21 protein-coding genes and 1 pseudogene are annotated in these 25,183 nt (G+C 49.1%); 11 read left to right on the forward strand and 11 right to left on the reverse strand.

All coding sequences use genetic code 11. The annotated features are described in order from the left end of the window. Nucleotides 1-108: 108 nt before the first annotated feature. Nucleotides 109-936 (reverse strand): peptidoglycan-binding domain-containing protein, encoded by an 828-nt coding sequence (locus tag AC0LWT_RS16820; RefSeq protein WP_474682413.1) that lies wholly within the window; start codon nt 934-936, stop codon nt 109-111. Nucleotides 937-1,269: 333 nt separating this feature from the next. Here AC0LWT_RS16820 and AC0LWT_RS16825 point away from each other — a divergent pair, with 333 nt between their 5' ends. The 5 genes from AC0LWT_RS16825 (at nt 1,270) to AC0LWT_RS16845 (ending at nt 6,128) form a co-directional block, all read left to right on the forward strand. Then, the gene (locus AC0LWT_RS16825; protein ID WP_474682414.1) at nt 1,270-1,839 is read left to right on the forward strand and encodes a cysteine hydrolase family protein; all 570 of its coding nucleotides are present in this window, start codon (nt 1,270-1,272) and stop codon (nt 1,837-1,839) included. Nucleotides 1,840-2,062: 223 nt separating this feature from the next. Further along, entirely contained in the window at nt 2,063-3,622 is a 1,560-nt protein-coding gene (locus tag AC0LWT_RS16830; RefSeq protein ID WP_474682415.1) for a malate:quinone oxidoreductase, read from the forward strand. A gap of 176 nt (nt 3,623-3,798) precedes the next feature. Next, nucleotides 3,799-4,272: a MarR family transcriptional regulator gene (locus tag AC0LWT_RS16835; protein ID WP_474682416.1), complete on the forward strand. Its 474-nt coding sequence runs from the start codon at nt 3,799-3,801 to the stop codon at nt 4,270-4,272. Between the two features lie 156 nt (nt 4,273-4,428). After that, nucleotides 4,429-5,670 (forward strand): MFS transporter, encoded by a 1,242-nt coding sequence (locus AC0LWT_RS16840; protein ID WP_474682417.1) that lies wholly within the window; start codon nt 4,429-4,431, stop codon nt 5,668-5,670. A 116-nt stretch (nt 5,671-5,786) separates the two neighbouring features. Then, nucleotides 5,787-6,128 (forward strand): zinc ribbon domain-containing protein YjdM, encoded by a 342-nt coding sequence (locus AC0LWT_RS16845; protein ID WP_474682553.1) that lies wholly within the window; start codon nt 5,787-5,789, stop codon nt 6,126-6,128. Nucleotides 6,129-6,266: 138 nt separating this feature from the next. Here the strand turns inward: AC0LWT_RS16845 and AC0LWT_RS16850 are convergent, their stop codons facing one another. The 6 genes and pseudogenes from AC0LWT_RS16850 to AC0LWT_RS16875 all read right to left on the reverse strand — a co-directional run bounded on the left by AC0LWT_RS16850 (nt 6,267) and on the right by AC0LWT_RS16875 (nt 12,965). Further along, a complete protein-coding gene (locus AC0LWT_RS16850; RefSeq protein ID WP_474682418.1) occupies nt 6,267-7,469 on the reverse strand; it encodes an MFS transporter in 1,203 nt (400 codons plus the stop codon). 178 nt (nt 7,470-7,647) lie between these two features. Further along, on the reverse strand, nt 7,648-9,585 hold the full coding sequence (locus AC0LWT_RS16855) for an ABC transporter permease (protein ID WP_474682419.1): 1,938 nt from the start codon (nt 9,583-9,585) through the stop codon (nt 7,648-7,650). Then, nucleotides 9,539-10,337: pseudogene (locus AC0LWT_RS16860) on the reverse strand (ABC transporter ATP-binding protein). Before AC0LWT_RS16860 ends, AC0LWT_RS16855 begins: the two are co-directional and overlap by 47 nt. Before the next feature lie 99 nt (nt 10,338-10,436). Next, nucleotides 10,437-11,441 (reverse strand): sensor histidine kinase, encoded by a 1,005-nt coding sequence (locus AC0LWT_RS16865; RefSeq protein WP_474682420.1) that lies wholly within the window; start codon nt 11,439-11,441, stop codon nt 10,437-10,439. Further along, a complete protein-coding gene (locus AC0LWT_RS16870; RefSeq protein WP_474682421.1) occupies nt 11,438-12,130 on the reverse strand; it encodes a response regulator transcription factor in 693 nt (230 codons plus the stop codon). The genes AC0LWT_RS16865 and AC0LWT_RS16870 overlap by 4 nt, the downstream gene beginning before the upstream one ends. A gap of 85 nt (nt 12,131-12,215) precedes the next feature. Beyond that, a complete protein-coding gene (locus AC0LWT_RS16875; RefSeq protein WP_474682422.1) occupies nt 12,216-12,965 on the reverse strand; it encodes an SDR family oxidoreductase in 750 nt (249 codons plus the stop codon). A 182-nt stretch (nt 12,966-13,147) separates the two neighbouring features. Here AC0LWT_RS16875 and AC0LWT_RS16880 point away from each other — a divergent pair, with 182 nt between their 5' ends. Next, entirely contained in the window at nt 13,148-13,972 is an 825-nt protein-coding gene (locus AC0LWT_RS16880; protein WP_474682423.1) for a helix-turn-helix transcriptional regulator, read from the forward strand. 689 nt (nt 13,973-14,661) lie between these two features. Here the strand turns inward: AC0LWT_RS16880 and AC0LWT_RS16885 are convergent. Next, on the reverse strand, nt 14,662-15,399 hold the full coding sequence (locus AC0LWT_RS16885; protein ID WP_474682424.1) for an NADPH-dependent oxidoreductase: 738 nt from the start codon (nt 15,397-15,399) through the stop codon (nt 14,662-14,664). Nucleotides 15,400-15,499: 100 nt separating this feature from the next. Continuing rightward, nucleotides 15,500-15,958: a MarR family winged helix-turn-helix transcriptional regulator gene (locus tag AC0LWT_RS16890; RefSeq protein ID WP_474682425.1), complete on the reverse strand. Its 459-nt coding sequence runs from the start codon at nt 15,956-15,958 to the stop codon at nt 15,500-15,502. Between the two features lie 426 nt (nt 15,959-16,384). Here AC0LWT_RS16890 and AC0LWT_RS16895 point away from each other — a divergent pair, with 426 nt between their 5' ends. From AC0LWT_RS16895 to AC0LWT_RS16910, 4 genes are read left to right on the forward strand one after another with little or no spacing between them, the layout of a single operon-like run. Then, nucleotides 16,385-17,536: an SPFH domain-containing protein gene (locus AC0LWT_RS16895; protein WP_474682426.1), complete on the forward strand. Its 1,152-nt coding sequence runs from the start codon at nt 16,385-16,387 to the stop codon at nt 17,534-17,536. A 7-nt stretch (nt 17,537-17,543) separates the two neighbouring features. Continuing rightward, a complete protein-coding gene (locus tag AC0LWT_RS16900) occupies nt 17,544-18,317 on the forward strand; it encodes a hypothetical protein (protein ID WP_474682427.1) in 774 nt (257 codons plus the stop codon). A 9-nt stretch (nt 18,318-18,326) separates the two neighbouring features. After that, the gene (locus tag AC0LWT_RS16905) at nt 18,327-18,953 is read left to right on the forward strand and encodes a hypothetical protein (protein ID WP_474682428.1); all 627 of its coding nucleotides are present in this window, start codon (nt 18,327-18,329) and stop codon (nt 18,951-18,953) included. A 15-nt stretch (nt 18,954-18,968) separates the two neighbouring features. Then, nucleotides 18,969-20,120, forward strand: coding sequence for a hypothetical protein (locus AC0LWT_RS16910; RefSeq protein WP_474682429.1), 1,152 nt, complete (start codon nt 18,969-18,971; stop codon nt 20,118-20,120). Between the two features lie 101 nt (nt 20,121-20,221). On the opposite strand, the gene AC0LWT_RS16915 is transcribed toward AC0LWT_RS16910, so the two are convergent. Both AC0LWT_RS16915 and AC0LWT_RS16920 read right to left on the reverse strand, forming a co-directional pair. Continuing rightward, nucleotides 20,222-21,271: an LLM class flavin-dependent oxidoreductase gene (locus AC0LWT_RS16915; protein ID WP_474682554.1), complete on the reverse strand. Its 1,050-nt coding sequence runs from the start codon at nt 21,269-21,271 to the stop codon at nt 20,222-20,224. A gap of 279 nt (nt 21,272-21,550) precedes the next feature. Then, nucleotides 21,551-21,871: a hypothetical protein gene (locus AC0LWT_RS16920; protein ID WP_474682430.1), complete on the reverse strand. Its 321-nt coding sequence runs from the start codon at nt 21,869-21,871 to the stop codon at nt 21,551-21,553. A gap of 395 nt (nt 21,872-22,266) precedes the next feature. Here AC0LWT_RS16920 and AC0LWT_RS16925 point away from each other — a divergent pair, with 395 nt between their 5' ends. Then, entirely contained in the window at nt 22,267-25,056 is a 2,790-nt protein-coding gene (locus AC0LWT_RS16925; protein WP_474682431.1) for an endo-beta-N-acetylglucosaminidase, read from the forward strand. The last annotated feature ends 127 nt before the right edge of the window (nt 25,057-25,183 follow it).

Consider the following 25,183-nt stretch of genomic DNA (forward strand, 5'->3'; position numbering starts at 1 on the left):
GTGAGCTCTCTGAAACCGGAGCTTTTGAGCCTCCTAAGAATCGAATCAGCGGCAGTCATGGACGCGAAAATGAGGTCCTAGACTGCCGCTGTTTTATTGAACTGATGATTAGTTAACTGTGGATAGGTGGAAATGGTCGGCATGGTCGGCACGAACTTCAATTTTCGTGCTGGTCAAGCCATGGTTTTTATAGAAAAGCACCTTGGAAACGCTCGAGTTGGCAACAGCAATTTCGAGGAATTTCTTCTCTTCGGCAGCCGACATTCCCGAATTGCGTATGTCAACCGACTTTCCGTCCTGATGGCTGCTGTGCTCCGGTGTGTCTGCGCCGTCAATTAAGCTCGCGTCGTTAATTTCCAGCTTCTTGCTGTATACGTTGTAGAAGCTTAGTGCAACTTGATCGAGCGTCGTTTTCGCCGAACTCGTCACGTAGCTATGATCAAGCTTGTAGGTGCTGTCTCCGGAAAGACCGCTGGCGGTATCATTATAGTTAATATAGTAGGATGTATTGCCCACGCGTACATATCCTTTCGGCGAGGAGCCTATTGCGGCATGCATGGCATTTCGGCTTCCCGCGCCGTAGATGCCGTCGGCGCTCAAGCCTTTCACTCGCTGGAACACCATCAGGTTGTCCTTTGTGGTTTGGTCAAAGTAATTATCCGTGCTTGTAATTTTAGCAACGCCTGTGAAATGGCTTTCATTGCTGCCGAAGGCTCTCCATGCTTTCAGGTTGTTCTTCAATACACCGATTTGCGCGTGTGTTTGTCCGAACGAATAAGAGGACTGGTAGCTAACGCCATAGAAACTGTTGGAACTGGCTGTACCTACGGCTGCGACGTTCGAATGACCCGCTAACGCGAAGGCACTGGAAGCGAACGCTACAGCAGTCGTGCACGAAACCGCAAACGCTACGAATAATTTACTCTTCAATTTCATCAATATCACCCTCCCAAATTGTTGTGGCATTTCTCCGAATATACGGAAGTAGATTGGAAATCTTTCAATCTACTTCCATTATCATACTATAGAATGGTAATTTTTGTAGAAAAATAGATTCAATAATATGTAAATTTATTTTGAAGCACATTTTCAAGACATTCCGCCAATCCGGTATTATGAGGGCCAGAAAAGTCGCTTTTTTTGTTTGTTGACTATTTAGATAATTGGTACAATAGTGTTATAAAGCTATGACTGCGATGAATCCGGCAAGACATGATTTATTGAACCGGCAGCCGGACTTTAATCGTTATGAAAAGGAGTATACACACTATGCAAAATCCGCAGAGCAAAAGCGCGCTGTTGGTCATGGATATGCAAAACAGCGTCGTATCGCGTTTCGTAGAAAACGAGAACGCACTGCTTCCGTTCCAAAAGGCCATTGAAGCCGCACGCAGGCACGCCATCCCGGTTATTTACGTACGGGTCGCATTTCGCGCAGGTTATCCCGAGATTAGTCCTAGAAACAAAATGTTCGCGGGTATTTCCAAGCGGGCCGGAACAGCGGCCACGGAGACGCCGATACAAATTCACGAATCCGTGCAGCCCCGGCCGGACGAGCCGATTGTGACAAAGTTTCGAGTTAGCGCGTTCACCGGGAGTGACCTTGAGGTCATCCTTCGGTCCAGCCAAATCGACACGCTCATTCTCAGCGGTATCGCCACAAGCGGAGTCGTTCTATCGACTTTACGGGAAGCGGCGGATAAAGACTTTACCCTTACGGTGCTTTCCGACGCATGTATCGATGCCGACCCCGAGGTTCATCGCGTTCTAATCGAGAAGGTGTTCCCCCTTCAGGCCGATGTATTCACTGTCGACGCGTGGGTGGACTCTTTAAATTAGGGCAATTCCTGGTTTAGGGATTGTGACTTTTTTCACGATCCGGGCAGGGGTAAGGCCTTCAGCAACCTTCTTTTTGTCAATCGCTGAAATTTACCTGCTTTTAAATAGCATATAAGTATCATATAATAGTAGATATCTTAATCAATAATTAATAGTGTTACACTATAATCAGGTTATAATTAATGCAGAAAGGGTGCGTGACTAGGTCGCACCCTGCCTTGCTGTGGAGCCTAAGCAAGAACGCCTTCATCTTTTCTTCAAATATCAGCGTGTAAGGACGGTAAACATGAGCAACAGACAAACCAAAACAGACGTTATCTTAATTGGTGCCGGAATCATGAGTGCGACTTTAGGGTCACTGCTGAAAGAATTAGTGCCGGACTGGAAAATTACAGTGTTTGAGAGGCGCGCAACCGCAGGAGAGGAAAGCTCTAACGAATGGAATAATGCGGGAACGGGGCATTCTTCACTGTGCGAGCTCAACTACACCGTCGAAAAAACAGACGGATCCGTAGATATTAGCAAAGCTATAAAAGTGAATGAAGAGTATCAGGTTTCAAAGCAGTTTTGGTCTTATCTTGTAAACAACAAGCTGATACGTAATCCGCGGGACTTTATCGCGCCGGTGCCTCATATGAGTTTTGTACAAGGCGAAAATGATGTAACATTTTTGAAAAAACGGTTTGAAGCACTGTCTAACAATCCCCTGTTTCAAGGAATGGAATTTTCCGATGACCCGGAAAAACTGATGGAATGGATCCCGCTTATGATGAAAGACCGGACATTGAATTCACCTATAGCGGCAACAAGAATCGAGTCCGGGACGGATGTCAACTTTGGCGCTTTAACGCGCTTATTGTTTGATCACTTAAAGAGTAAAAGCGTCGATATAAAATTCAAACACAATGTCGATGATATTAAACGTACTAGCGACGGCTTGTGGGATTTGAAAATACGGAATGTCGATACCGGCACCGTCGAACGCCATACTGCAAAATTCGTCTTTATCGGCGGCGGGGGCGGAAGCCTCCATTTGCTGCAAAAATCCGATATTCCTGAAGGAAAGGGTATTGGAGGATTTCCGGTAAGCGGAGTATTTATGGTGTGTCAGAAACCGGATATTGTAGCGCGGCATCATGCCAAAGTATACGGCAAAGCTCCGGTCGGCGCTCCTCCAATGTCTGTTCCGCATCTTGACACAAGATTTATCGATAACAAAGAATCGTTGTTATTTGGGCCGTTTGCTGGCTTTTCGCCAAAGTTTTTGAAATTCGGTTCGATGTTCGATTTGATAACTTCCGTAAAACCGCATAATCTCGTAACGATGATGGCGGCAGGCGTAAAAAACATGTCATTAACAACATACCTGATCAAAGAAGTTATGTTATCGAAAGAAAAGCGGATGGAAGCTTTACGGGAATTCGTCCCGAACGCCAAAAGCGAGGATTGGGATTTGCTGGTAGCGGGCCAGCGTGTGCAAATTATCAAAGATACTGCTGACGGCAAAGGAACGCTTCAATTCGGTACGGAAGTGATTAGTGCCGCTGATGGCTCGATAGCCGCATTGCTCGGCGCTTCTCCGGGGGCTTCAACCGCCGTTTCCGTCATGCTTGAGGTCATAAATAAATGCTTCCCGCAGCATATAAAAGCGTGGGAACCGAAAATAAAAGAAATGATTCCTTCTTATGGCTTGTCATTGTTGAAAAACCCGGAGCTTATCAACGAAATTCATACTTCAACAGCGCGGAATCTCGGTCTAGTCAATGAACTGCAACCTGTCTAGTAAACAGTATAAAATATAACTTAGAAGCGTCCGGAAATCCGGGCGCTTTTATACCATACGTGGATGTGCACCCCTTTTCAGGCTTCCCGCCTACAGGTTTTTTATTCCTATGAATAGCATATACCGAGGAACAAGGTCAATTCCATTTTAAAAACCAACGGTTGGGAGGACAGGCCGTGAACAAAGAAGAGCAGGTCATAATGGGTTTCAGGGACTTATTAAACAAGATGGTTTACCTTAATAAGTTTAAGATGGAAGACAGTCTTAAGGGCTATAAGCCTTCTGAAGTACATTGTATCGAATACATTGGAAGAAATGCAGATTCCAACGTGACAAAACTTGCGGAGGCCTTTTATATGACTCGCGGTGCCATAAGTAAAATAACTAAGAAGCTCATAAAAAAAGGCCTTATCGAAAGCTACCAGAAGCCGGATAACAAGAAAGAAATCTATTTTAGGATTACTGAGCAAGGGGAAGTGATTTATAAAATCCATGAGGAACTGCACAAAGAGTTTCAAGAGCGGGATAAAGCCGTATTTGAGCAGATAACCGAGGAACAATTTGACAGTATGCTTAGCTTCATGGAAAAGTATAGCAGGCATTTGGATGCAGAAATAAAGAAACAGGGTATAGATATTAAGTCGGAATAAATTTGAATCATGAAAATGAAACCACAGGCAGCCGGGCTCTATTGAGAACAGGCTGCATTTTTATTGTTATTATTTTGTTGACAAGGAAACAAAGTCGCAATACAATAAATTTGTTTCCGAGGAATCAAAATCATAACTTTTGAGGGGAGAATTTAAATGTCCATATCTAGATCACACCATGAACAGAACACAGAACAGACCGTAGATAAACACGCTTTAATATTCGGTCTTATCTCTGTGTTTCTTTGCGGAATAGGCTTCAGTATCATAGCACCTGTCGTCCCATTCTTAGTGCAGCCTTATATAAGCAATCCGGGAGAACAAGCTATAGTTGTTACGCTGCTGACCTCTGTTTATGCAGTCTGCGTGTTTTTTGCGGCTCCTGTACTTGGAGCTTTGAGCGACAAATATGGCCGTCGTCCATTGCTCTTAGTATGCCTATTGGGTTCCGCAATCGGGTACTTCGTTTTTGGCATAGGAGGAGCGCTATGGGTACTATTTGCCGGGCGCATAATAGAAGGTATAACAGGCGGGAGCATAAGCACTATCTTCGCATATTTTGCAGACATCATTCCTCCGGAACAGAGAACCAAATACTTTGGATGGGTGAGTGCGGTTGTAGGTGTAGGCACCGTCATTGGCCCAACTCTAGGCGGATTACTTGCCAAGTTTGGTTATTCTGCGCCCATGTATTTCGGAGCAATCATAACTTTATTGAATGTCGTTTATGGAATCTTATATATGCCTGAGAGCCTTGACAAGAACAATAGACTGAAAGAGATAGCCTTTGTAAGACTGAATCCATTTACACAGCTTGCAAACGTACTTTCCATGAAAAACTTAAAAAGGCTGCTTGTCTCAGCGTTCTTACTTTGGATACCCAACGGATCTTTACAGGCGGTTTTTTCACAATTTACAATGGATACTTTCAGTTGGAAGCCTGCACTAATCGGACTTATGTTTTCAATTATGGGCTTCCAAGACATCATTTCACAAGGTTTCATAATGCCAAAGCTTTTGATAAAACTTAGTGATAAACAGATAGCAATTCTTGGCATGGTTTCGGAGATTATAGGCTACAGTCTTATTGCAGCATCGGCTTTGTTCTCATTCTATCCTCTTTTTATCGCTGGAATGTTTATATTTGGTTTTGGCGATTCGATCTTTGGGCCTTCATTCAATGGGATGCTCTCCAGGTCTGTCGGTTTTAGTGAACAAGGAAGGATTCAAGGAGGCAGCCAATCTATTCAGGCTTTAGCAAGAATGATTGGGCCTATCATTGGAGGTCAAATCTATGTATCACTTGGTCATGCCGCACCCGCTTTTATGGGGATGATCCTTATAGCAGCAGCAATACTGGTTTTGTATAAGGGTACGCAGGCATATGAGGATGGTTAGCAGTAGAGTGCAATAATAGTCAGCCGCCTTTTCAGCTACAAGCGGCGGCTTGACCGACTAAGGCGGACTGTGGCAGTATGTATAGAGATAAAACAACGAATGGAGAAGTCAATACGATGTCAAACTTGCCCAATTGCCCGAAATGCAATTCAGAATACACATACGAGGACGGAAGCTTGCTGGTATGCCCGGAGTGCGCCCATGAGTGGACCTTAGAATCCGGTTCCGAAAATAGCGAAGACGAAAAAATCGTTAAAGATGCCAATGGCAATGTTTTGCACGATGGCGATTCGGTTACCGTCATTAAAGACCTGAAAGTAAAAGGAACGTCGTTGGTCGTCAAAATAGGCACCAAAGTAAAAAATATTCGTCTGATTGACGGCGACCATGATATTGACTGCAAAATTGACGGGTTCGGAGCAATGAAATTAAAATCGGAGTTTGTAAAAAAGATATAGCTTCGACTTCTCGTTGAAGGGACTTCCTTAGGTTGCAGAACCTGGGAAAGTCCCTGCCCTCCACTTCAAAAACATGCTAGTCACAAAAAGCCCCTGCTTCTAAAAGCGAAGCCGGGGCTCTTTCATATAAAAAATCAATTACGCGCCAACAGCAGGCTTACGTTCTGAGATATAGCAGGCAATTCCTAAAATCAGCGCTAGCCCTACAAGCACGGCACCGACCCAAGGGAGGGAAGCGATGGACAGTTGGGTTATGACCGATCCTCCGATGAAAGCGCCTGTTGCATTTCCAAGGTTGCCGGCTGAATGACTGGCGGTAGAGGCTAATGCCGGCGCAGACTGGGCTAAGCTCATAATACGCACCTGCATCCCCGGGAATACGGCGAAGGAAGCGGCTCCCCAAAGGAAGATGGTCAATACCGCGGCAGCGGGGCTGTGAACGGTAAAAGTAAACATAGTAAGGAGGACGCATGTTATGAAGTAAATTCCAAGTATGGAAGGCATCAGTTTCCAGTCCGCCAGCTTGCCACCGATCATGTTACCGGCGGTCACTCCGCAGCCGAACAGGACCAGGATCCAGGTGACGTTATGTTCGGTAAAACCGGTAATTTGCACAAGCAGCGGGGTAATGTAAGTAAATACGGCAAATAGGCCGGCATTGCCTAATGCAGTGATCAGCAGGAATACAAGAAGCTTGGGATTCGCAAGGGCGGAAATCTGCTGAACAATACCGGCGGACTTGTCTTGCCGGATTTGCGGTATGAAGATTAGTATGCCGACCAATGTCACGGCACCCATAACGGCAATCGTCCCGAACGAGGCGCGCCATCCCAAATGCTGGCCGATAAATGTCCCCAACGGGACACCGATAATATTTGCAATGGTGAGACCGGCCATCATGATAGATACGGCTCCGGCCCTTTTGTCCGGGGCGACAAGGCCGGAGGCAATAACGGCCCCGACTCCGAAGAAAGTCCCGTGAGTCAATGCCGTGATCACACGAGCCCCCATCAGAACGGCGTAGTTCGGGGCGAGCACGGAGAGTACATTTCCGAGGATAAATAAAACCATCAATCGACATAATAGTTTCTTTTGCGGAATTTTGTGGGTAAGCACCGTCAGAATTGGGGCTCCTACGGCTACTCCAAGCGCATACATCGTAATGAGCTGTCCTGCGGCCGAGATACTGACATTCAAATCTTCGGCCACATTAGGTAAAAGACCCATGATGACAAATTCAGTCATTCCAATCGCAAAAGCTCCCATTGTTAAAGAGAGTAGCGAGATGGGGAACGATTTTTTAGCAGTTTGTTTCATGATATTGCTTTGGGATAATTCCATGATGTTATTTTCACCTTTCCGCTTTGTTGGCTGAAGCTTTAAACAGCCCGTACCATATTATTTAACTTTCAAAGCGAGTAATCAAGGTATTTTGTCGAAAGTTCCAAAAATCTTAACATGAACCGTGCATCCGTCTGCTTAAAAGAAAGGCCCTCCTTTATATAGGAAGGCCTTCAATTTATAACGATTCTTTAATGACGCGTTTGTAGAACAGCACCGACAAAAGCCCGAAGATGGAGTACAACGCCGTGTACAGCAGCATGACGATCACCATCGGCGTCCATAGCTCGGTACCGAAGAAGAACCAGCCGGATTTGACGGCAAAATAGCTGTGGAGTAATCCGACGATTAACGGTATGCCGAAGTTAAAGAGCTGCTTGATCTGAATGCCCCGGAGCAGATTTCCTTGGGTGAATCCGAGCTTCCGCAAGATGGTATAGTTCGGTTTCTCTTCTTCTCCTTCGTCCATTTGTTTGAAGTACAGAATACAGCCCGAGGTAATCAGGAAGGTCAGCCCCAGGAATCCGACGATGAACATGATCAGCCCCATGGTGCCCTTCTGACTTGCAACGATTTCCGGCTGGGAGTAATAGCCCTGTTTGTCGCCGAAACCCAGTTCGTTAAAGATTTTGCTTGCTTTGTCAAGCAACGACGGATCGGCAATGTCGATACCGAAATAGACGGAGCTTTTCTTTTGAATATCCGGCTTCAAATCCCCGGCTAACCGCTCATAGACCGTACGATCCACAATCGCTGCCGGCACGCCGCCCGAAAAATACAAAGATACGACAGCGTCTTTTTTTACACCGATTAGTTTCTGCTTGATGGTTTGCGACTTCCCTTTAAGTTCAACCTGCCCTGTTGTCTTGATCGCCATAAATTGCATCAATGCGTCGCTGGAACCGGCAAACAGCGTCTCTTCAGGAGTGACATCCGCGCCCGGAACCGTATCCTCGCTGACGACAGGGATGATCATCCTATCTCTGTCGGCTTCGGTCAGCTTCGATTCGGTGATCCGGGACATATCGGCGTTCACCTGAATAACGTCCCGCCGGGTTGTCTTATACGCGATACGCTCCTTGTCGAGCGCTTGGGTGAATTTCACGGCATCATCAGCGGAAAGGACGGAAAAATGGTTGGGCACGCTTTGCCGGGACAGCTTTTCCGCCGAATAGTAAGAAATAAAGCTGAGGGACAGCAATCCGATTGCAAGCGCAGAGACGGTTGTTATAATCGTCAGCAGCAGGGCGTTTGATTTCATTCGGAACATGATGGACGAAAGGGACAGCACATCGTTGAGCGATAAATAACCGCCTTTGCTTTTACGGATCGCATTGAATATAAAGCTGACGGAACCCTTATAAAACAAATACGTTCCGATGATGACGGATCCCAGAATCAAGATCATGGCAAGGAACAACTGGTTCATATTTACGAAATCGCCGCGGAATAATCTGGTGGATACATAATACCCCAGCAAAACAAAGCCAATCCCGAGCAGTCCGATGAGCATTTCGAACAGGGACATTTGCTTGATTTTGTTCTCGGTGGTGGATACGACGCGGAACAACGACAAAATACTCTGGTTCCTAATGAACATAAAATTCATCATCATAATAAGCAAATAGATGGCCGCGAATACGATGAGAGTCTGAATCATAGCGGAGGATGAAAAGTTTAGGGCTGCTTTGGCGTCCACGCCTATCACCTTGAATAAAATCATCAGGATGAGCCGCGAGGAGGAGAACCCGACGAAGATGCCGATCAGCATGGAACCAAAATACAGGATCAGGTTCTCGCTGCTCAGGATCCGGAATATTTTTCCCTTGGTCAATCCGATCAATTGAAACAGCCCGATCTCCTTGCTGCGCCGCTTGATGAAGATTTTGTTGGCATACAGCAGGAAAATGGCCACGATGGCAACAAGCAGCACCGACGCCGCGCCGAGAGCGGCAGCGCCTTTTATAGATCCCTTGTACTCGTCCATAGCCGGATCGTATTGCAGGGTGACAAAGGCGAAATAGAGCGCGACGCTAAAGATGAGCGCAAATACGTACAAATAATAATTTTTAAGATTCTTTTTCAAATTGCGGTAAATCAGGTCGGTAATGCTCATGCCTGGACACCGCCCAGTACGCCTTGCGTCTTGATAATGTCATTGAAGAAGGCTTGCCTGGATTCCTCGCCCTTGATCAACTGCGTGTAAATCTGCCCGTCTTTGATAAAAACGACTCTGCTGCAATAACTGGCCGCCACGGGATCATGCGTAACCATGACGATCGTTGCCGTGATCTTCCGATTGAGTTCGCTTAACTTGTGCAGCAGATCGGAAGCGGATTTCGAGTCCAGCGCACCTGTCGGTTCATCTGCAAAAATGATCCCGGGCTCATGAATAAAAGCGCGGGCGGCCGATGTCCGCTGCTTCTGCCCGCCGGATATTTCATTCGGGTATTTGTCCTTGAGTTCATAGATACCGAGCTCTGTCGCTACGATTTGAAATTTCTGATCGGCTTCTTTCCTGGATACGTTCCGGATCGACAATGGCAGCAGCACGTTTTCTTTCACCGTCAGCGTATCCAGAAGATTATATTCCTGAAAAATAAAGCCGAGATGCCGCTTGCGGAATTCGGCGAGTTCCTTCTCTTTCATTCCCGTGAATTCCTTGCCTTCGATTTTGATGCTCCCGCGGCTGACATGATCAATCGAAGAGAGCACGTTCAGGAGAGTCGTTTTCCCTGAGCCGGATGCGCCCATAATGCTGACGAACTCGCCTTTTTCCACGCTAATGTCGATGCCTTTCAGCACTTCCTGTTTATTGAATTTGTTGCCGTAGCTTTTATAAATTTTATTTGCTTCCAAAATCGCCACTTCTATCACTCCTTCAGCTCATGCTCTCATCATACTCGAACAGGCCCGCCCTTTTCCTTCGATTCGCCGAACAAAGCGCAAAAGCATGTGACAATTTTGTCACATGCTTCTTACGTCTATAAAATCATTTTTTTTCGGAAAAGTTAGCGTGAAGGCGGTGCCCGTTTGAGGCTTGGAGTCCACATCGATGCGGATTAACAGGGAGTCGGCAGCTTTGCGTGTCAAATAGAGTCCCATTCCGGTTGCCGCGCTGTCCGTATGCACAGCCGTCGACGTAAATCCTTTGTCAAAAAGCCGCGGCAGGTCCTTGGGGTCGATGCCGCGCCCGAAATCCTGAATGCGAAGCCTGACTTGCCCGTCCTTCATCTCGCTTTCAATGATAATGTCGGAAGCATCACTGTATTTCACGGCATTCGTCAGCAGCTGTCTGACGATAAAGCCCAGCCACTTCGCATCCGTGAGCACCTCCGGGACTTGCAGCGAGACGTCAAAGCCGATGCCTTTTTGCATACACCAGGACTGCAGCGCTTTGATTTCCTTGTAGATGATCGGTTCCAGCGCAGCCGTCTCGATGAATACATCATTTTTGATGAAAGGGATGCGTCTCTGATGCAGCTGCCGGTCAAGAAGAAGGTGAATGCGAAGCCATTCGTACATCAGTTGCGGCTTGAGCGTCTCGTCGTCCAGGCGCTCGATCATTAATTGCATCGTTGTGAGCGGCGTTTTCACTTCATGAATCCAGGATAGGAGCTCGTCCTTCTCTTGTTCAAGTTCGATCAGATGCAATGAGGATTCTTGCTTATACCGCTCGGTTTGCCGGGCGAGCATGTCCAGCGCCATATTTTCAAACGGACTTTCCGGATCGGCTATGGCGGCTAAATCGCAAGTTTCATCCCAAGATTCCAGGCTTTTATAAAACTTCGTTTCCTTATGGTACCTCACGAACAGAAACACCGTAAAAATAAGCGCCGAAAGGAAGACGATATAAAGGATCGGCAGGAACGGGAGGGACGTATCTACGGCGGCAATAAATAGAACGAGCAGTTGAAGAAACAGGAAGAGGACAATCCAGCTTAGCCGTTCCCTGACGTATTTTCCGATCATAAAAAAGCAGCCTCTTCCGCAGCCATATAGCCTTGTCCCACCTTCGTTTCGATAAAAGCGCCCAATCCGATGTTATCCAGCTTTTTGCGCAGACGGTTGACGTTCACGGTCAACGTATTGTCGCTGACAAAGTGCTCGTTGTCCCACAGGCTCTTAATGAGCTCTTCCCGGCTCACGATGCGATTTTTTTGTTCGATGAGTATTTTTAAAATGAGCATTTCATTCTTCGTCAATTCGAGCGAGCCGTTCTCATTGGCAATGGTGTTCTTGACGTATTCAACGGCAGCCCCGCGCCAGGTTCTAAGCTCAATCCGCTCTGTGTTGTAATTGTATACACGGCGGAGGGTAGCCTGGATTTTGGCGATCAGCACCTCAAAGTGAAACGGCTTCTGAATAAAATCGTCTGCACCGAGCTGCATGGACATCACCATATCGGTCGGATGATCGCGCGAGGACAGAAAGATGATTGGCACATTGGAATGGGAGCGGATCATTCTGCACCAATGGAAGCCGTCAAACTTGGGCAGCTGAATATCAATAATGACGAGATCGGGCTTAATTTCAGTAAACTCATGGATCACTTTGCTGAAATCCCGGACTCCGTATACGTCATAGGTCCACTTCAGGAGACGTTCTTTAACTTCATGAAACAGGGTTATATCGTCTTCAATCAGCATAATTTTGAACACTGGGAGTCACCACACTTTTTGTAATCGGCAGTTTATTCCCAGTGTATAGCAAAACTCAGGCAAGCGCTATCTTAGACCACAAATGTTACACCAGCGTCGAACCGCCGTCTACGACTACGATCTGTCCGGTGGAATATTTTTCGCGCATTAAGTACAGATACGCCTCGGCTGCGTCTTCCGGTTCTCCCACCCGGCCAACAGGGAGGGTTTTTCCGACGTTCTCATACATCGCGTTCCGGTCTTGTTCGGGAATGCCGTCCCACAGTTCCGTACGCATGAGCCCGAGACAAACGGCGTTGACACGCAGCGGGCCGAGCTCGACGGCCAGCGCCCTGGTCAGTGCCTCAATAGCGCCGCATATGCTGGCCGCGACCGTCAAGCCTTTTTGCGGCCTGGCTCCGGCGGCGCCGGAAGTCAAAGTGATGGAGCCGCCCTGTCTCATGTTCTTACTGCCGTACTTAGCGGCCATGAATGCCCCCCAGTACCGCAGGTTGAAACACCGGCGCGCCGCGTCCACATCCATTGCGCTGAGGCTTTCGACTTGCAAGGATTCGCCGGCCGTGAAAACCAAGTGGTCGAATTCGCCGATTTGGTCGAATAATACGCGAATCTGATCCTCATTCGCGAGATCGGCCGCATGTCCTTCCGCGCCGTGGGGAAGACGCGAGATGGCCGCGTCAACTCTTTCTTTTCGGCTGGATACTACGACTACGGACGCCCCTTCCCGCGCTGCGGCTTCGGCTGTCGCGAATCCGACTCCTGACGTTCCTCCAAGGAGGATAACACGCTTGCCTTTCAATGTGCTGCTGCGTTCGTTCCGGTCTGGTTTTATCATACAATCTCCCTCGTTATTCGTTATGTTTTTCAGCTTTAGGCTTCGGCTCCGTTCCTCCTTCACTACGGGCGACAAGTCGATTATAATTTGAGTTGTAACTGACAAACAGGTCTGCATTTATAGTATTATTCGGGATACTGCTATAAATTCTATTACGATGGGAGAGGTGAGGTGGCATCGTTATGAATAATGAAAGAAGACGAAAAGAACTGGCCGATTTCCTCCGAACCCGCCGCGAACGTTTATCTCCGCATGAGGCGGGACTGCAGGTTGGAGCCTCGCGTCGCCGTACGCCTGGCTTAAGGCGGGAGGAAGTGGCAAGCTTATCGGGCATTTCCTTGCCCTGGTACACCGCACTGGAGCAGGGGCGGGATATTCAAGTGTCGGAGCAAGTGCTGGAGAGTCTGGTCCGGGCACTCCGGCTCAGCAACGACGAACGCAACCATCTTTTCGTTCTGGCGAACCCTTCTCTGCTTCCGAATGCAGCGGCTGACGAATCCGTTCCTCCGGCTCTGCAGCAGATTCTCGACAGGTTGGGAACCTACCCGGCCTATGTCATCGACAAACGCTGGAACGTTTCCGCATGGAACCAAATGGCAAGCACTTTATGCGGGGACTTTCAACAACTAGAAGAAATCGAGAAAAATATGCTTTGGCGCGTCTTCGTGCTGGAGAAAAATAAAGCTCGCATCGCCAACTGGGATAATGTCGCAACCCTGCTGCTGGCCCATTTCAGAAGCCGGTATGCATTGCACATGAACGATCTGTGGTATCAGGAATTGGTTAGCAAGCTATGCGAGAGCAGCGAGGAATTCAGGGAGTGGTGGGGACGGCATGACGTTTCCGGGAATTCGGAAGGGGAACAAGTGATGCTTCATCCCGAAGCAGGCCGGCTGACATTTCGCTACAATACTTTTGCCGTCTCTGAAAGCGGCGACTTCGTGATGAGGGTATACACGCCAATCGAAAATACCGGAACTAACGAACAATTAGAAGGTTTATTGTAAAAATGAGGGGCTTTCCCGCCAAAAGGGGAAGCCCCTTCCGCATAGGTTCTCGGCGGAAGGGGCGATACTCGGTTAGGGCTATGGGAAACAGCGAGCCCCTAACTTGAGGGACAGCCGCTTTTTCTGGGCGCGCACCTATCCTTGTGAGGTCGCGGAACTGAACAAAATGAGCAGGAGACATCGCGGTAGGAAAAAAGCCTGCAAAAGTGCAGGGATTTTCTCTGGAATTGGCTTATTTTGGGGAAAAGCCTGCAAAAGTGCAGGAATTTTCGCTGAAAGTGAACCTGAGCCCATGTTCCCGCTGAAAAGCCTGCACAATTGCAGGAATTGTTCGTAGCCAGCGACCAAGGACGTAAATTCATGTATTTTTGCAGGTTTTCTTCGTTGCAGCCAGGCAGTTTGTGGTTATCGCCTTTGATGCGGGGGTTTTTGGGCAGCCTGATTTTTGCAGGCTTTTCGCCAAAATGAACCCTGCTAACGGAAAAAAACCTGCCCTTTATACGAAAATAGACTCAGTAGACCTGAATTATTTTCATTCCGTGGGGTGACGTCCACGGCGTCATGGGGGGCGCAGGTTTTCCCCATGCGCGTAGCTCCCAGTGCACGCTGTATGACCGCGGTCAGTCGACCGACCACACGCGGCCAAGTAAATGTATTCCGCTCAAGCGGCCGAGTTTTGCTTCCAAATTTTATTTGAAATCGTACCCTTGCTGCTCCAGCATCCGTTTCACATCCGGATAATAAATCCGGTTGTAGATGGAGGATACGGTTTGGCTCCAGTTTCTGGTTTCTTTTCCATTTGTTCGCTTCTCCATGTAAGCGGAAATCGTCTGATCATATTCATGAATCAGATCCTTCAAGTTCGTGTCGTACCGCTCTTTATGCCAGACTGCCGCTTGCGGCAGACGCGGTTTTTTGGCGGAATGATCGGCAGGGTGTCCGACGACAAGCCCGCTTACGGGGAAAACGTACTCGGGAAGCCCCAGCAGCTCGATCAGCTCCAGCGGCTGCCTTCTCACGCCTCCGATCGGCACAATGCCGAGGCCTAGCGATTCGGCGACGGCAATCGCATTGCCCATCGCCAGGCCAACATCCGTCGCTCCTACTAAAATGGATTCCACGCCTTCGGTAATAGCCAGTTGTTCGCCGTTCAATTCCGCCGCGATCTTGGCCCTGTAATAATCCGTGCAAAACACCAGGAACACAGGCGCTTGCGCGATCCAGGCTTGATTGCCGGCCAATTCGGCGATTTTTTCTTTTGTAGCCCGATCCTGGATGCTGATGACAGACACCTGCTGTCCGTTGATGGAGGACGGGGCTGCCTGCACGGAGTCTATAATGAGTTTTAAATCCTGCTCGCTGACCGGTTGATCGGTGTAACTGCGAATGGAGCGGTGATTCGTTAAGGTTTCGTATACGTTGTTCATTGGGTTATCTTCCTTTCAATTCAGTATTATCGATCATCAATAAATGACCGGATTTAATAATTGATTTTTGCAAATATTTGTTCGAGAGAACCTCTCCCAATCAGGAAGGAGGCTCCTTTAAGCTTTGGCCGCTGCGAATCGCATCGCTGAGCAGTTTCATCGTTTCGAAGGTCTGCTCATGTTTTTTTGCCGGTATGTGCTTGAAAAGATTTTGCAGACACGCTTCCACCGCCGCGGCGATTTGCTGCTGCTCCTGCTCGCCCTTAGGCGTCAAGGACAATACCACGTACCGCCGATCGTTCGAATCGGGTATCCGTGCGACCAGTTCCAGTTCCACTAGCTGCTGCACTTGTCTGCTGAGCGAACTGGTGTCCGTCGCAAGCAATTGGGCGAGATCGTTGAGCGAAATGTTGGGCCGTTTGCTTAACTCATACAAAATATGGCTATGAGCGACCGAAATGCCGCAGCCTTGCGCGCCGTCTTTTTGCAGGGACCCGAATGTGCGAACCAACTGCTGCAAAGTTTCTCTGACTTGGACATATGGAGAGCCAGCGTTCATCGTTATCACCCAAACACATGATATCATACAATAGTTGATATTTGCAATTAATTAAATTCAGCCAGTTCATACCAAATGGCCGTTCGCATTGCTCAAATCGCTTCGCATCATTGGTTGACTTGCGAGTACCCGCTTTGACAAAATCGGACTCGGGGTCCTCGATATTATATCCATAAATTTCGTCCCGGTATGCAAAGACGGCGTCCAAATCGTTCGAACCTTTTGCAGAACGGCCGATTTTGCCGTCCGGTCAACTAAGGATCGCGGGGTGTCGGCCGAATAAAGCCGGGGGATTACAAATTCTTTGTAATTTCGAGCTATTTCAACCCGGGATTCTATTTCCGCAATATGGTACTTTAGTAGTTATTATGATAGTATGAAATTGTTGCAATCTGTTAAATTTTGCTGATAATTGGAGTGATTAGCGTGGCGTTAATCGATAGAGTCAAGTACGACGGAGCGGCAGACGGAAACTGGTTGGCATACAAATATCCCAGTGAAGATTTGTCTCTTGGCGCGCAGCTTGTTGTCGGCGAGGGACAGCTTGCCATTTTCGTCAAAGAGGGCAAAGCTTTGGACGTATTCGGGCCCGGTACCCATACCTTGTCAACGGGAAATATCCCTTTGCTGGACAAGTTGATTAACTTGCCGTTCGGCAGCGAAACTCCTTTTACGGCCGAAGTTTATTATATTAATACAACATTGAATATGAACTTGAAGTGGGGAACCGAGTCGCCGATTCAGATCGTGGATCCGGTGTATCGAGTCAGGATTAATACAAGGGCGAACGGGCAGTACACGATAAGAGTGGATGACTACAGCATTCTGCTGACCCAGCTCATAGGTACGCAAAGAGGCGGAACGACTATTACCGTCCAGCATGTACTTTCCAGCTTCAAAGGCATCATCCTGAATAGTGTCGACACGATTCTGGCCCAATACATCATCGAGAAACAAGTATCCGTCCTGGATATCCGCACCAAACAAAGGGAAATCGCGCAGCTTTGCATGGAAGATATGAAAGAGGGATTTTCCACATTCGGCATAGAGTTGGTTAACTTTTTCGTCAACTCTATTAATTTTCCGGACGAAGACATGGAGGTTATCAACGGAATTCTCCAGCGCAAAGCGGAATTCGACATTCTTGGAGATGCCAGATATGCAACGGAAAAACAATTCGAGATCATGTACAATTTTGCTCAAAATGAAGGTACTTCGGCAATGGCGAATGCCGGTCTCGGATTAGGCCTTGGGCTTGGCATGATGGGGCAAGTCGGAAACGTGATGTCGGGTATATCGAACAACACGCTTCGGCAGCCGGTGCCTGCGCCTGCGGGAGGCGTTCCGTGCAAGCATTGCAGCGCCGTTAACGCGGCGGATGCCAAATTTTGCGCGGAATGCGGCCAAAAAACGCAATCGGCCAAGCAATGTCCGCAATGCAGCGCGGAGAACAAGGAGAACGCCAAATTTTGTTCGGAATGCGGTACCGCCATCGGCACCATTTCCTGCCCGCAGTGCAATCAGGAACTGAAGGCCGGGGCAAAATTTTGCCATGAATGCGGCACATCTCTAGGATAGGGAGTGGATGGACTTGAGTAAGGACCGGTATTTTAAAATACTTGCGAGCGCCGTTGCCGCCTGTGTGCTGCTTCTCATGTTGTTCCTTATTTTTGTCGCAGGGCTGACGCTCCATTCACTTGCCTCTTTTTGCGTACTGCTCGTTGTCATGTTGATAGGGGCCGCTGAAGTCGTCAGCATCTATCATGTTTTTATGTCGAAAAGGTCCTCCTCCGTTTTACTTCCCCATAAACTGGCGTTATTTACGGCAACCCAATTGTTTGCTGTCGTTGAGCTCGTCCTGATTGGAATATATATGAGATCCGCTCCGGCAGCGGGCCAAGCGGAGATAGGCGCCAGCTATATTTTGCAGACGTTGCTAGGGGTCGTCTTGTATATTGTGGTGTATGCATCGATCCTGTTTTGGGGCAATCTCGGCAAAAAAGATGCGGATAGCCAAGCGGAACAGAAGGCCGGCACCCGGAATGTCGCGGCAGCTTTGTCCGGTATTATCGTTTCGTATAACCAACTGGCCGGGCAGTATCAAAGTCTCGATTTCAGCAAAACCAAAATATTGTTCGATAAGCTGGCTGTCAAATCAAGGGCGCTCGGCGTTTTGGGGCGAAGCGGCCAGGCGGACGCAGAGTGGGACCTGGTTTATTCATGCGAGGAATTGAAGGGGCAGCTTGACCAATATCGGAATCAGGAAAACATTCAACAGGAACATGTAAATGAAATACATCGGAAGACTTCTCAAATCTTGCAAGCGATCCAGGCGTTGGACAGAGCCGGAATTCAGTAGGAGGCAGCTATGGCGAAAATTTTAGTGAATACGTGTCCCAACTGCGGGGCGAACCTGCCGGCGGATTTGAACCAGGTATGCGAATTTTGCGGTACCGCGTATATTCCCAAAACGCTTGCATCCTTGGCGAGGATGGACAGCCAGACCAAACACAAGTACATTACCTCTTACAAGCAAATTCTCGAGGATAACAAGGGGAATATCCCCGTCGCCGTTTCCCTGGCTATGTGCCATATCGATGCGCAAAATTACGAGTTTTCATTTGACATTTTGAAAAAACTGGCCGAGAACGACTGTACGGACCCCAATGTGTTCTATTATATGGCGCTCGCCATGCTTGAGGGGAAAAAACCGCGTGTACTCCGCATGGACCAAGTCCGCAAGGTGGAGTCGTATTTAAACAGCGCCCAAGTGATGTCCAGCGGCAACGGCTTGTACTACATTTTGCAGGCGGTCATCAAGAGAGATTATTACGAGTATTACTTGTTCAACATACATCAAGGGGATAGCAGCAAGCTGCTGCTTGAGAAAGCGAACAATTTCAAGCTGGATGCGGAAGAGGTACACCAGATTTTGAAAATCGTCAAGCTGGACGAAAGCGATAGAAATTACTTTGATTCCGTGTTGGCACTTTAGACGAAAGGTGATTCTATGAGCACATTGAAAAATTTGTCGGAGGTTTCTTTCGACGAGCTCCCTTTGACCGAAAAGCTGGCGTATTTGAAGCATGGTTTGACGACAGATGTCCCTGCATTCCATCAAACGGAACCCGTTTTGAAGAAAAACCGGCTTTTTGATAGTTTGGCCAACAGACCGGTTAGATGCTGGATACTGACAGCTTTGATCTTAAGCGTATTGATTTGGGCGCTCAAGTTGGTTAACAGCATTTCCGATATAGTCGCCATTCTTCTATGGGGCGTCGTGTTTCTGCTGCTGGTCGTCTATTTTATTTGCAAGAAAAAAGTCGACGGTTTGTTTATTCGCTGGAATGACAAGATTATGAAGAAATTCAATCTGGAGTATGAAAATAAGCTTGAAGCCTACCAAGCCGATCTTGCCAAGCATCAAGAAGAATTGGGCGAGTACAACGCCAGGGAGCTTACGTATGAGCAGGCTGCACGCACTGTAGAGCAGGCGATACATGCCCACGGCGTGAGATTTTGCCGGACGCTGCTGGGGGTCGACGAGACCGAACTAATCGCTCTTCATTACATCAAATCACCGAATCTTAAGAAAGCCTCGAGAAAATACGGCGATCATGAGGTGTATGCATCTTTTCAGGTACAGTACATTTGCATGACGGACACCGAGCTTTACGAGATGAATGGGGAAATCGAATTGTTTAGCGAAGAATTTACCGATTACAGCACATCGAGAATCCTGTATTCGAAAATCAAAAACTCGGATGAAAGACATAACAACTACAATTGTCTGAACTTTTTTGCCGTTACAACCAGCAATAACGATGGCAGCGAAAGTGACGTGATGTACATTCCTTCCGGCAACCTCAGACCCCAGGTTAACTACTATATTCAATCGGTCACTTGGGCCGCGTTGAGCAAAACCGCCCCGGGGTATAACCAAATTCAAACTGCACGAAGCACTGCTAGCCGTTATACCAAAACTCCGCTATCTTACGATCAGTTTGAAGAAGCGGTGAAAAATATGAAAAATCTCAAGTGCATCAACTACGAATCCAAAAAGGAAATGACGGAAACCGAGACCGACGTGGAAAATTTCAAAACCGTCAAACTGGTCGTAGAACGAGCCATCAACCGTAAAATGCGCGAGAGCACGATGTGATGAAAGTTGACAAAAGCGCCCTTTCTAAACGAGAAAGGGCGCTTTTGTTTGTATGACTGACACCGCGTCCATGATGGAGGCGGGGCAGGCTGTTTCCGCGGTTATTCCTTTGCCTCGATGCGCGCAAGCTCCTTGTGAACGATGGGCGCGACCCGGGTGCCGAGCAGTTCGATGGCGCGCAAAACTTCGCGGTGCGGCATCGTGCCGACGTTCACATGCAGGAAGAAGCGCGTGACGCCCAAGTTTTTGCGCAGCAGAACGATCTTTTCCGCGACGAATTCGGGATCGCCGACATAGAGGGCGCCCTGAAGGCTGCGAGCGGCGTCAAAAGCGGCGCGGGTATAAGGCGGCCAGCCCCGCTCGCGGCCGATGACGTTCATTTGGGCCTGCGTCGACGGGAAAAATATATCGGCGGCTTGCTCGGTTGTTTCGCCGACAAACCCGTGCGAGTGCGTCGCAATCGCCAGCGTGTCGGGATTGTGCCCGGCCCGCGCAGCCGCTTCCTTGTAGAGAGCGACTAGCGGAGCGAATCTCTCGGGCAATCCGCCGATGATGGCGAATGCGATCGGAAGACCCAGCATGCCTGCCCGGATCGCCGACTGCGGGTTCCCGCCGCTTGCAATCCATACCGGCAGCGGATTTTGAACCGAGCGCGGATAGACGCCGAGGTTATTGATGGCGGGACGATGCCCTCCGCGCCATGTGACCTTTTCCGAGGCTCTGATCGCCAGCAGCAGCTCCAGATTTTCTTCGAACAATTCATCGTAATCTTCCAGGCTGTATCCGAAAAGCGGAAAAGATTCAATGAATGACCCCCGGCCCGCCATAATTTCGGCCCGGCCATTCGAGATGCCGTCAAGGGTGGAAAAAGCTTGATAAACGCGAACCGGGTCGTCTGAGGACAACACGGTAACGGCGCTTGTGAGCCTGATCCGCTTGGTCATGGAAGCCGCTGCCGCCAATACGACTGCGGGCGAAGTGCCGGCGTAATCGGCTCGATGATGCTCCCCGATTCCATATACATCCAGGCCGACCTGATCGGCCAGGACGATCTCCTCAACCGCGTTGCGGAGCCGCTCCGCATGGCTGATCACTTTCCCAGTCACCGGGTCCGGCGTTGCCTCCAAAAATGTGCTGATCCCTATTTCCATATTCGTTGTCTGAACTGTCATTTCATTCTCCTCCTTCATTATTTCCAGTTTACTTATTTTTTTATCGTTTCTCAAGTTTAGTAAGCAAATATTGCTTCGATATTTTTCGACAACTTATTTTTACTGGTGGGATCCGTCTACATTCGCTCCGGGTTCATACGGCGCAAAATTAGCGGTTGAAGCAACGAAAAGAGCGTACTTTCTACAAATGTAGAACGTACGCTCTTTTTTCGATTTATATGTTTTTGGGTTTAGGGGAAGCGAAGCTTTCCCTCTTATTTACTTTGGCGGCAGCCGATCATGAAGCGGCCTGGCAGCGCGAAAAACCTGCGAAGCTGCAGGCTGTCCGGAAGTCCACACGCCAGAACCGGCCGCACAATCTGCCTGGCTATGGTGGCGCGAAAAAACCTGCAAAAGTACAGTTTTTGCTCGGTTGATGCGCTGACTTCGGCATATTCCTGCAAATGTGCAGGCTTTTTGCCGAGAACATAGGATCTGGTTCATTTTCATCGAAAATTCCTGCACAATCGCAGGCTTTTCGTCAAAATGAACCATGTTTACGAAGAAAACCTGCACAATCGCAGGTTTTTTCCATGCCAAGCCGCCTTGCCCCCACTTCAGCTCCGCAACCCGTGCAGGAGAGGCGTGGGTCGGGGAAGAGTGGCTGTGCTCGCCGTGGCATCCGACTTCACCTGCTCGTTGACCGCACCGTAAGGCGCAGCGAAAAAGGGAAGGGGACTGCCTAGTGGCCGCCATCAGGCTGAACCCGGCGATATCTTCTTTATTTTGGACATTGAATATTTAATTTCTACCGTTTTTGAAAAGGCTTACATCAATTATGGTTATTACAATCGCCGGATGGCAGAGGCTTTTCAGACGTGCAGGAGGGGAGTGACAATTATGAATGATGCCGTGAGGCTCTAACGCGGTCCGGGCGGTTGGAACAATCAGAACAGTCGAAACAGTCCTGATTCTCAAAAATGGGGAGTGAGAACATGAACAAGCGAACCGGGAAAAATGTTTTTGCCAAAATGGCTGCCGCGTTGGCCGCATGCATGCTGGTTGCCGCGGGCCTGCCATTAACCGCACATGCCGGAGATACGTGGCCTTTTACGGGAGAAAGCGCCCAAGGTGCGAACCAGCCGAGCGTGCATGGCTATACCGGCAGTCACATTGCGAACTGGAGTCCGATAACCGATCCGGGGGCGCAAATGCTGCGGTCCCGCGTGCCCTTGCAGCCCCGCAACGCACCGTTTGCGGCAACACAAGCCAATCCGGGGTTGAACCCGGATGCAAAGCTGATCACCGTAGCGGGCGATTACGGAAATGCATTTATCGAGAACGCGGCGTATACGAATAAATTTGCGCAGTACCATTTTAACTTCTGGCAATATGTCGATTATTATTCTTACTGGCACGGCACCGCCACCGCTTATACGCCTCCCGCCTACTACGACGACTTGGCCCAGTCGGATTGGCAGCAAAAATGGTTCGAGTTCGGCATCCTGAATATCCCGAATCCGACCTACACCGATGCGGCGCACAAGAACGGCGTGCTGTCTCTGGCCTGTATTTTCTTTTCGAATAATGACCGCGGCCAACAAACGTATAAACAAATGCTCGTCAAAGATGCAAGCGGCAAATTCCCGGTGGCGGAAAAGCTGATTGAGATGGCCCGGTATTTCGGGTACGACGGCTATTTTTTCAACCAGGAAGAGCAAGGTCCTAACGTCGCAGCCGCGGATATTCCGGACTATATCGCTTTCAAGAAAGTGCTGCAAAAAAGCGGGCTGTATGTGCAGTGGTACGATTCCTTGAGTACCAGCGACGGCGCCAATACGTTTGCCAGAACGTTCAACGATAACAATATTTCATTTTTATACGATAAAGCTAAAAAAGAGCGGGTTGCAAATTCGTTTTTCTTCGATTATGGCGTGGGCAGCACCCAGATTAATAGCGCTACAAGCTATTTGAACGCTTTGAACGGCGCTTACGGGACAAATTATACGATTTACGACACGGGCTTTGCCGGTATAGAGGCTGGGGGGAACAGGTGGAGCGCTGCGAACGGCGCGCAATTGAGCAGCAAGCTGAGCAACGGGGTGCCGCGTTTGAGCATCGCGACATTGGGGGCGGATTTTGTGCATGCCGGCCTTGACGAAGACATGGGCCTTGCATGGCCGAGCAGACACAGAGCGGAAAACGACTACCAGTGGATGACGACGGTGCGCGAACAGCTTTGGTGGTCCGGCCCTAACCTGAACCCCAAAAATACAACGAAACCTTCGGCGAATACAGTGAGCGACGTCTATGCCGACAACAGAAACTGGCCGGGGATCGCGTCGGTTATGGCCGAACGGTCCGTCATCGGCGGCACGAATTTTTACACGGATTTCAATACGGGTCACGGGCTGTCCTATTATGTAAACGGGGCGGTCTCCAGTGACAGCGAATGGTCGAACATGGGCCTGCAGGACATTCCGATTACATGGCAATGGTGGCAGGACACGGCGGGCGGCAGGCTTACCGTCGATTACGACTACGGTCCAAAATACAAGTTTGCCGGCGCCAACAATCGCTTCAAATATGGGCAAATCGGCGGGTTCAGGGGCGGCAGCTCGCTCGTAGTCAACGGCAGCCTGAACGCCGAAAATTTCCTGCGCTTGTACAAGACGAATTTGAACGTCAACGCAAATTCCAAACTGTCCGTCACGTATAGCAAACCGTCAGCCGACGATTCATCGGCCATGAAGGTCGGTTTGATTATGGCGGACAATCCGAACACTGTCGTCAAGATCGCTGTTCCGGATACGGGCAAGCATACGAACGGCTGGGTCACGAAGGAATTGGATCTGAGCCCGTATGCCGGCAAATCCATCGCCGCGTTCGGTCTGGTTTTCGATCCGGGGGCGGGAACGGTTGCGAACTATCAGATGAATATCGGGCACATCGGAATTTCCGACGGTTCCGCAGCGAAGCCGGCGGCGCCGACAGGCCTGGCGATCACCGGGCTGTTCGCGGACACGGGTGAAATGTATGTGAAATGGAACCTGGATACCGATTATGCCAAAGTCAAGCAGTACAATGTCTATGTAAACGACGTTTATGTCGGCGGGAAATACGACGAAGGTTTTTATATCAAAAAACTGCCCGCCAAGTCGGGAACGGTCAAGGTCGTCCCGGTCGGCGCAGACGGCAAGGAAGGCGCTGCCGCTACGGCAGCTTACGATCTGAACGCCGCTGTCTCCGGCATTCATGCGGACTCCAAGGCAAATGGCGAATTTGCCGTGTCCTGGACCAATCCCGCGGGGGCCGCCGGGGATATCCGGGTAAGCGTCAAATCGTTGAACTGGATTACGACTCCCGCGCCTGTGGCCAAACAAACGGTAGTCCCCGTAGGTTCGACTTCGGCGGTATTTGCCAATATGCCCGTGAACGGCGACGATTACGTGGTCACGATCACGGCGGGGAGCACCAATCCGATATCGCTCAGCGGCCGTTTTATCGATGTCATTGCCGAACCGTACGCCGAGGCCTGGTCGTGGAGCGGGAATACGCTCAAGCTGCCGATGCCTAACACGAGAGATTGGCGGTATTTGTACGTCTATGAGAACGGTATTGCAAAATCTTTTGCCACGACGTACAGCTCGGGCAGCAAGCCGATGATCGTCCGGGGCCGCTCGACCAAAGCAAGCCTGAGCTTTACTTCGACAGCCTCAAACGTCTACGTCGTATTGGAGGACTATGCCGGGAACAAATCGGCGCGGGTATATCTTAGGCAGTAGCTTGACCGGTTTAAAATAGCTGCAAAAGCATGCTCACCGTACTCAGGCGTCTGATCTTTGCTAATTTGGCGAAGCGCAGACGCCTGCTCTAACTTTCATGATATACTCATATCAGCAATAGGGGGCG

It is taken from the genome of Paenibacillus sp. sgz302164, from assembly GCF_056120505.1.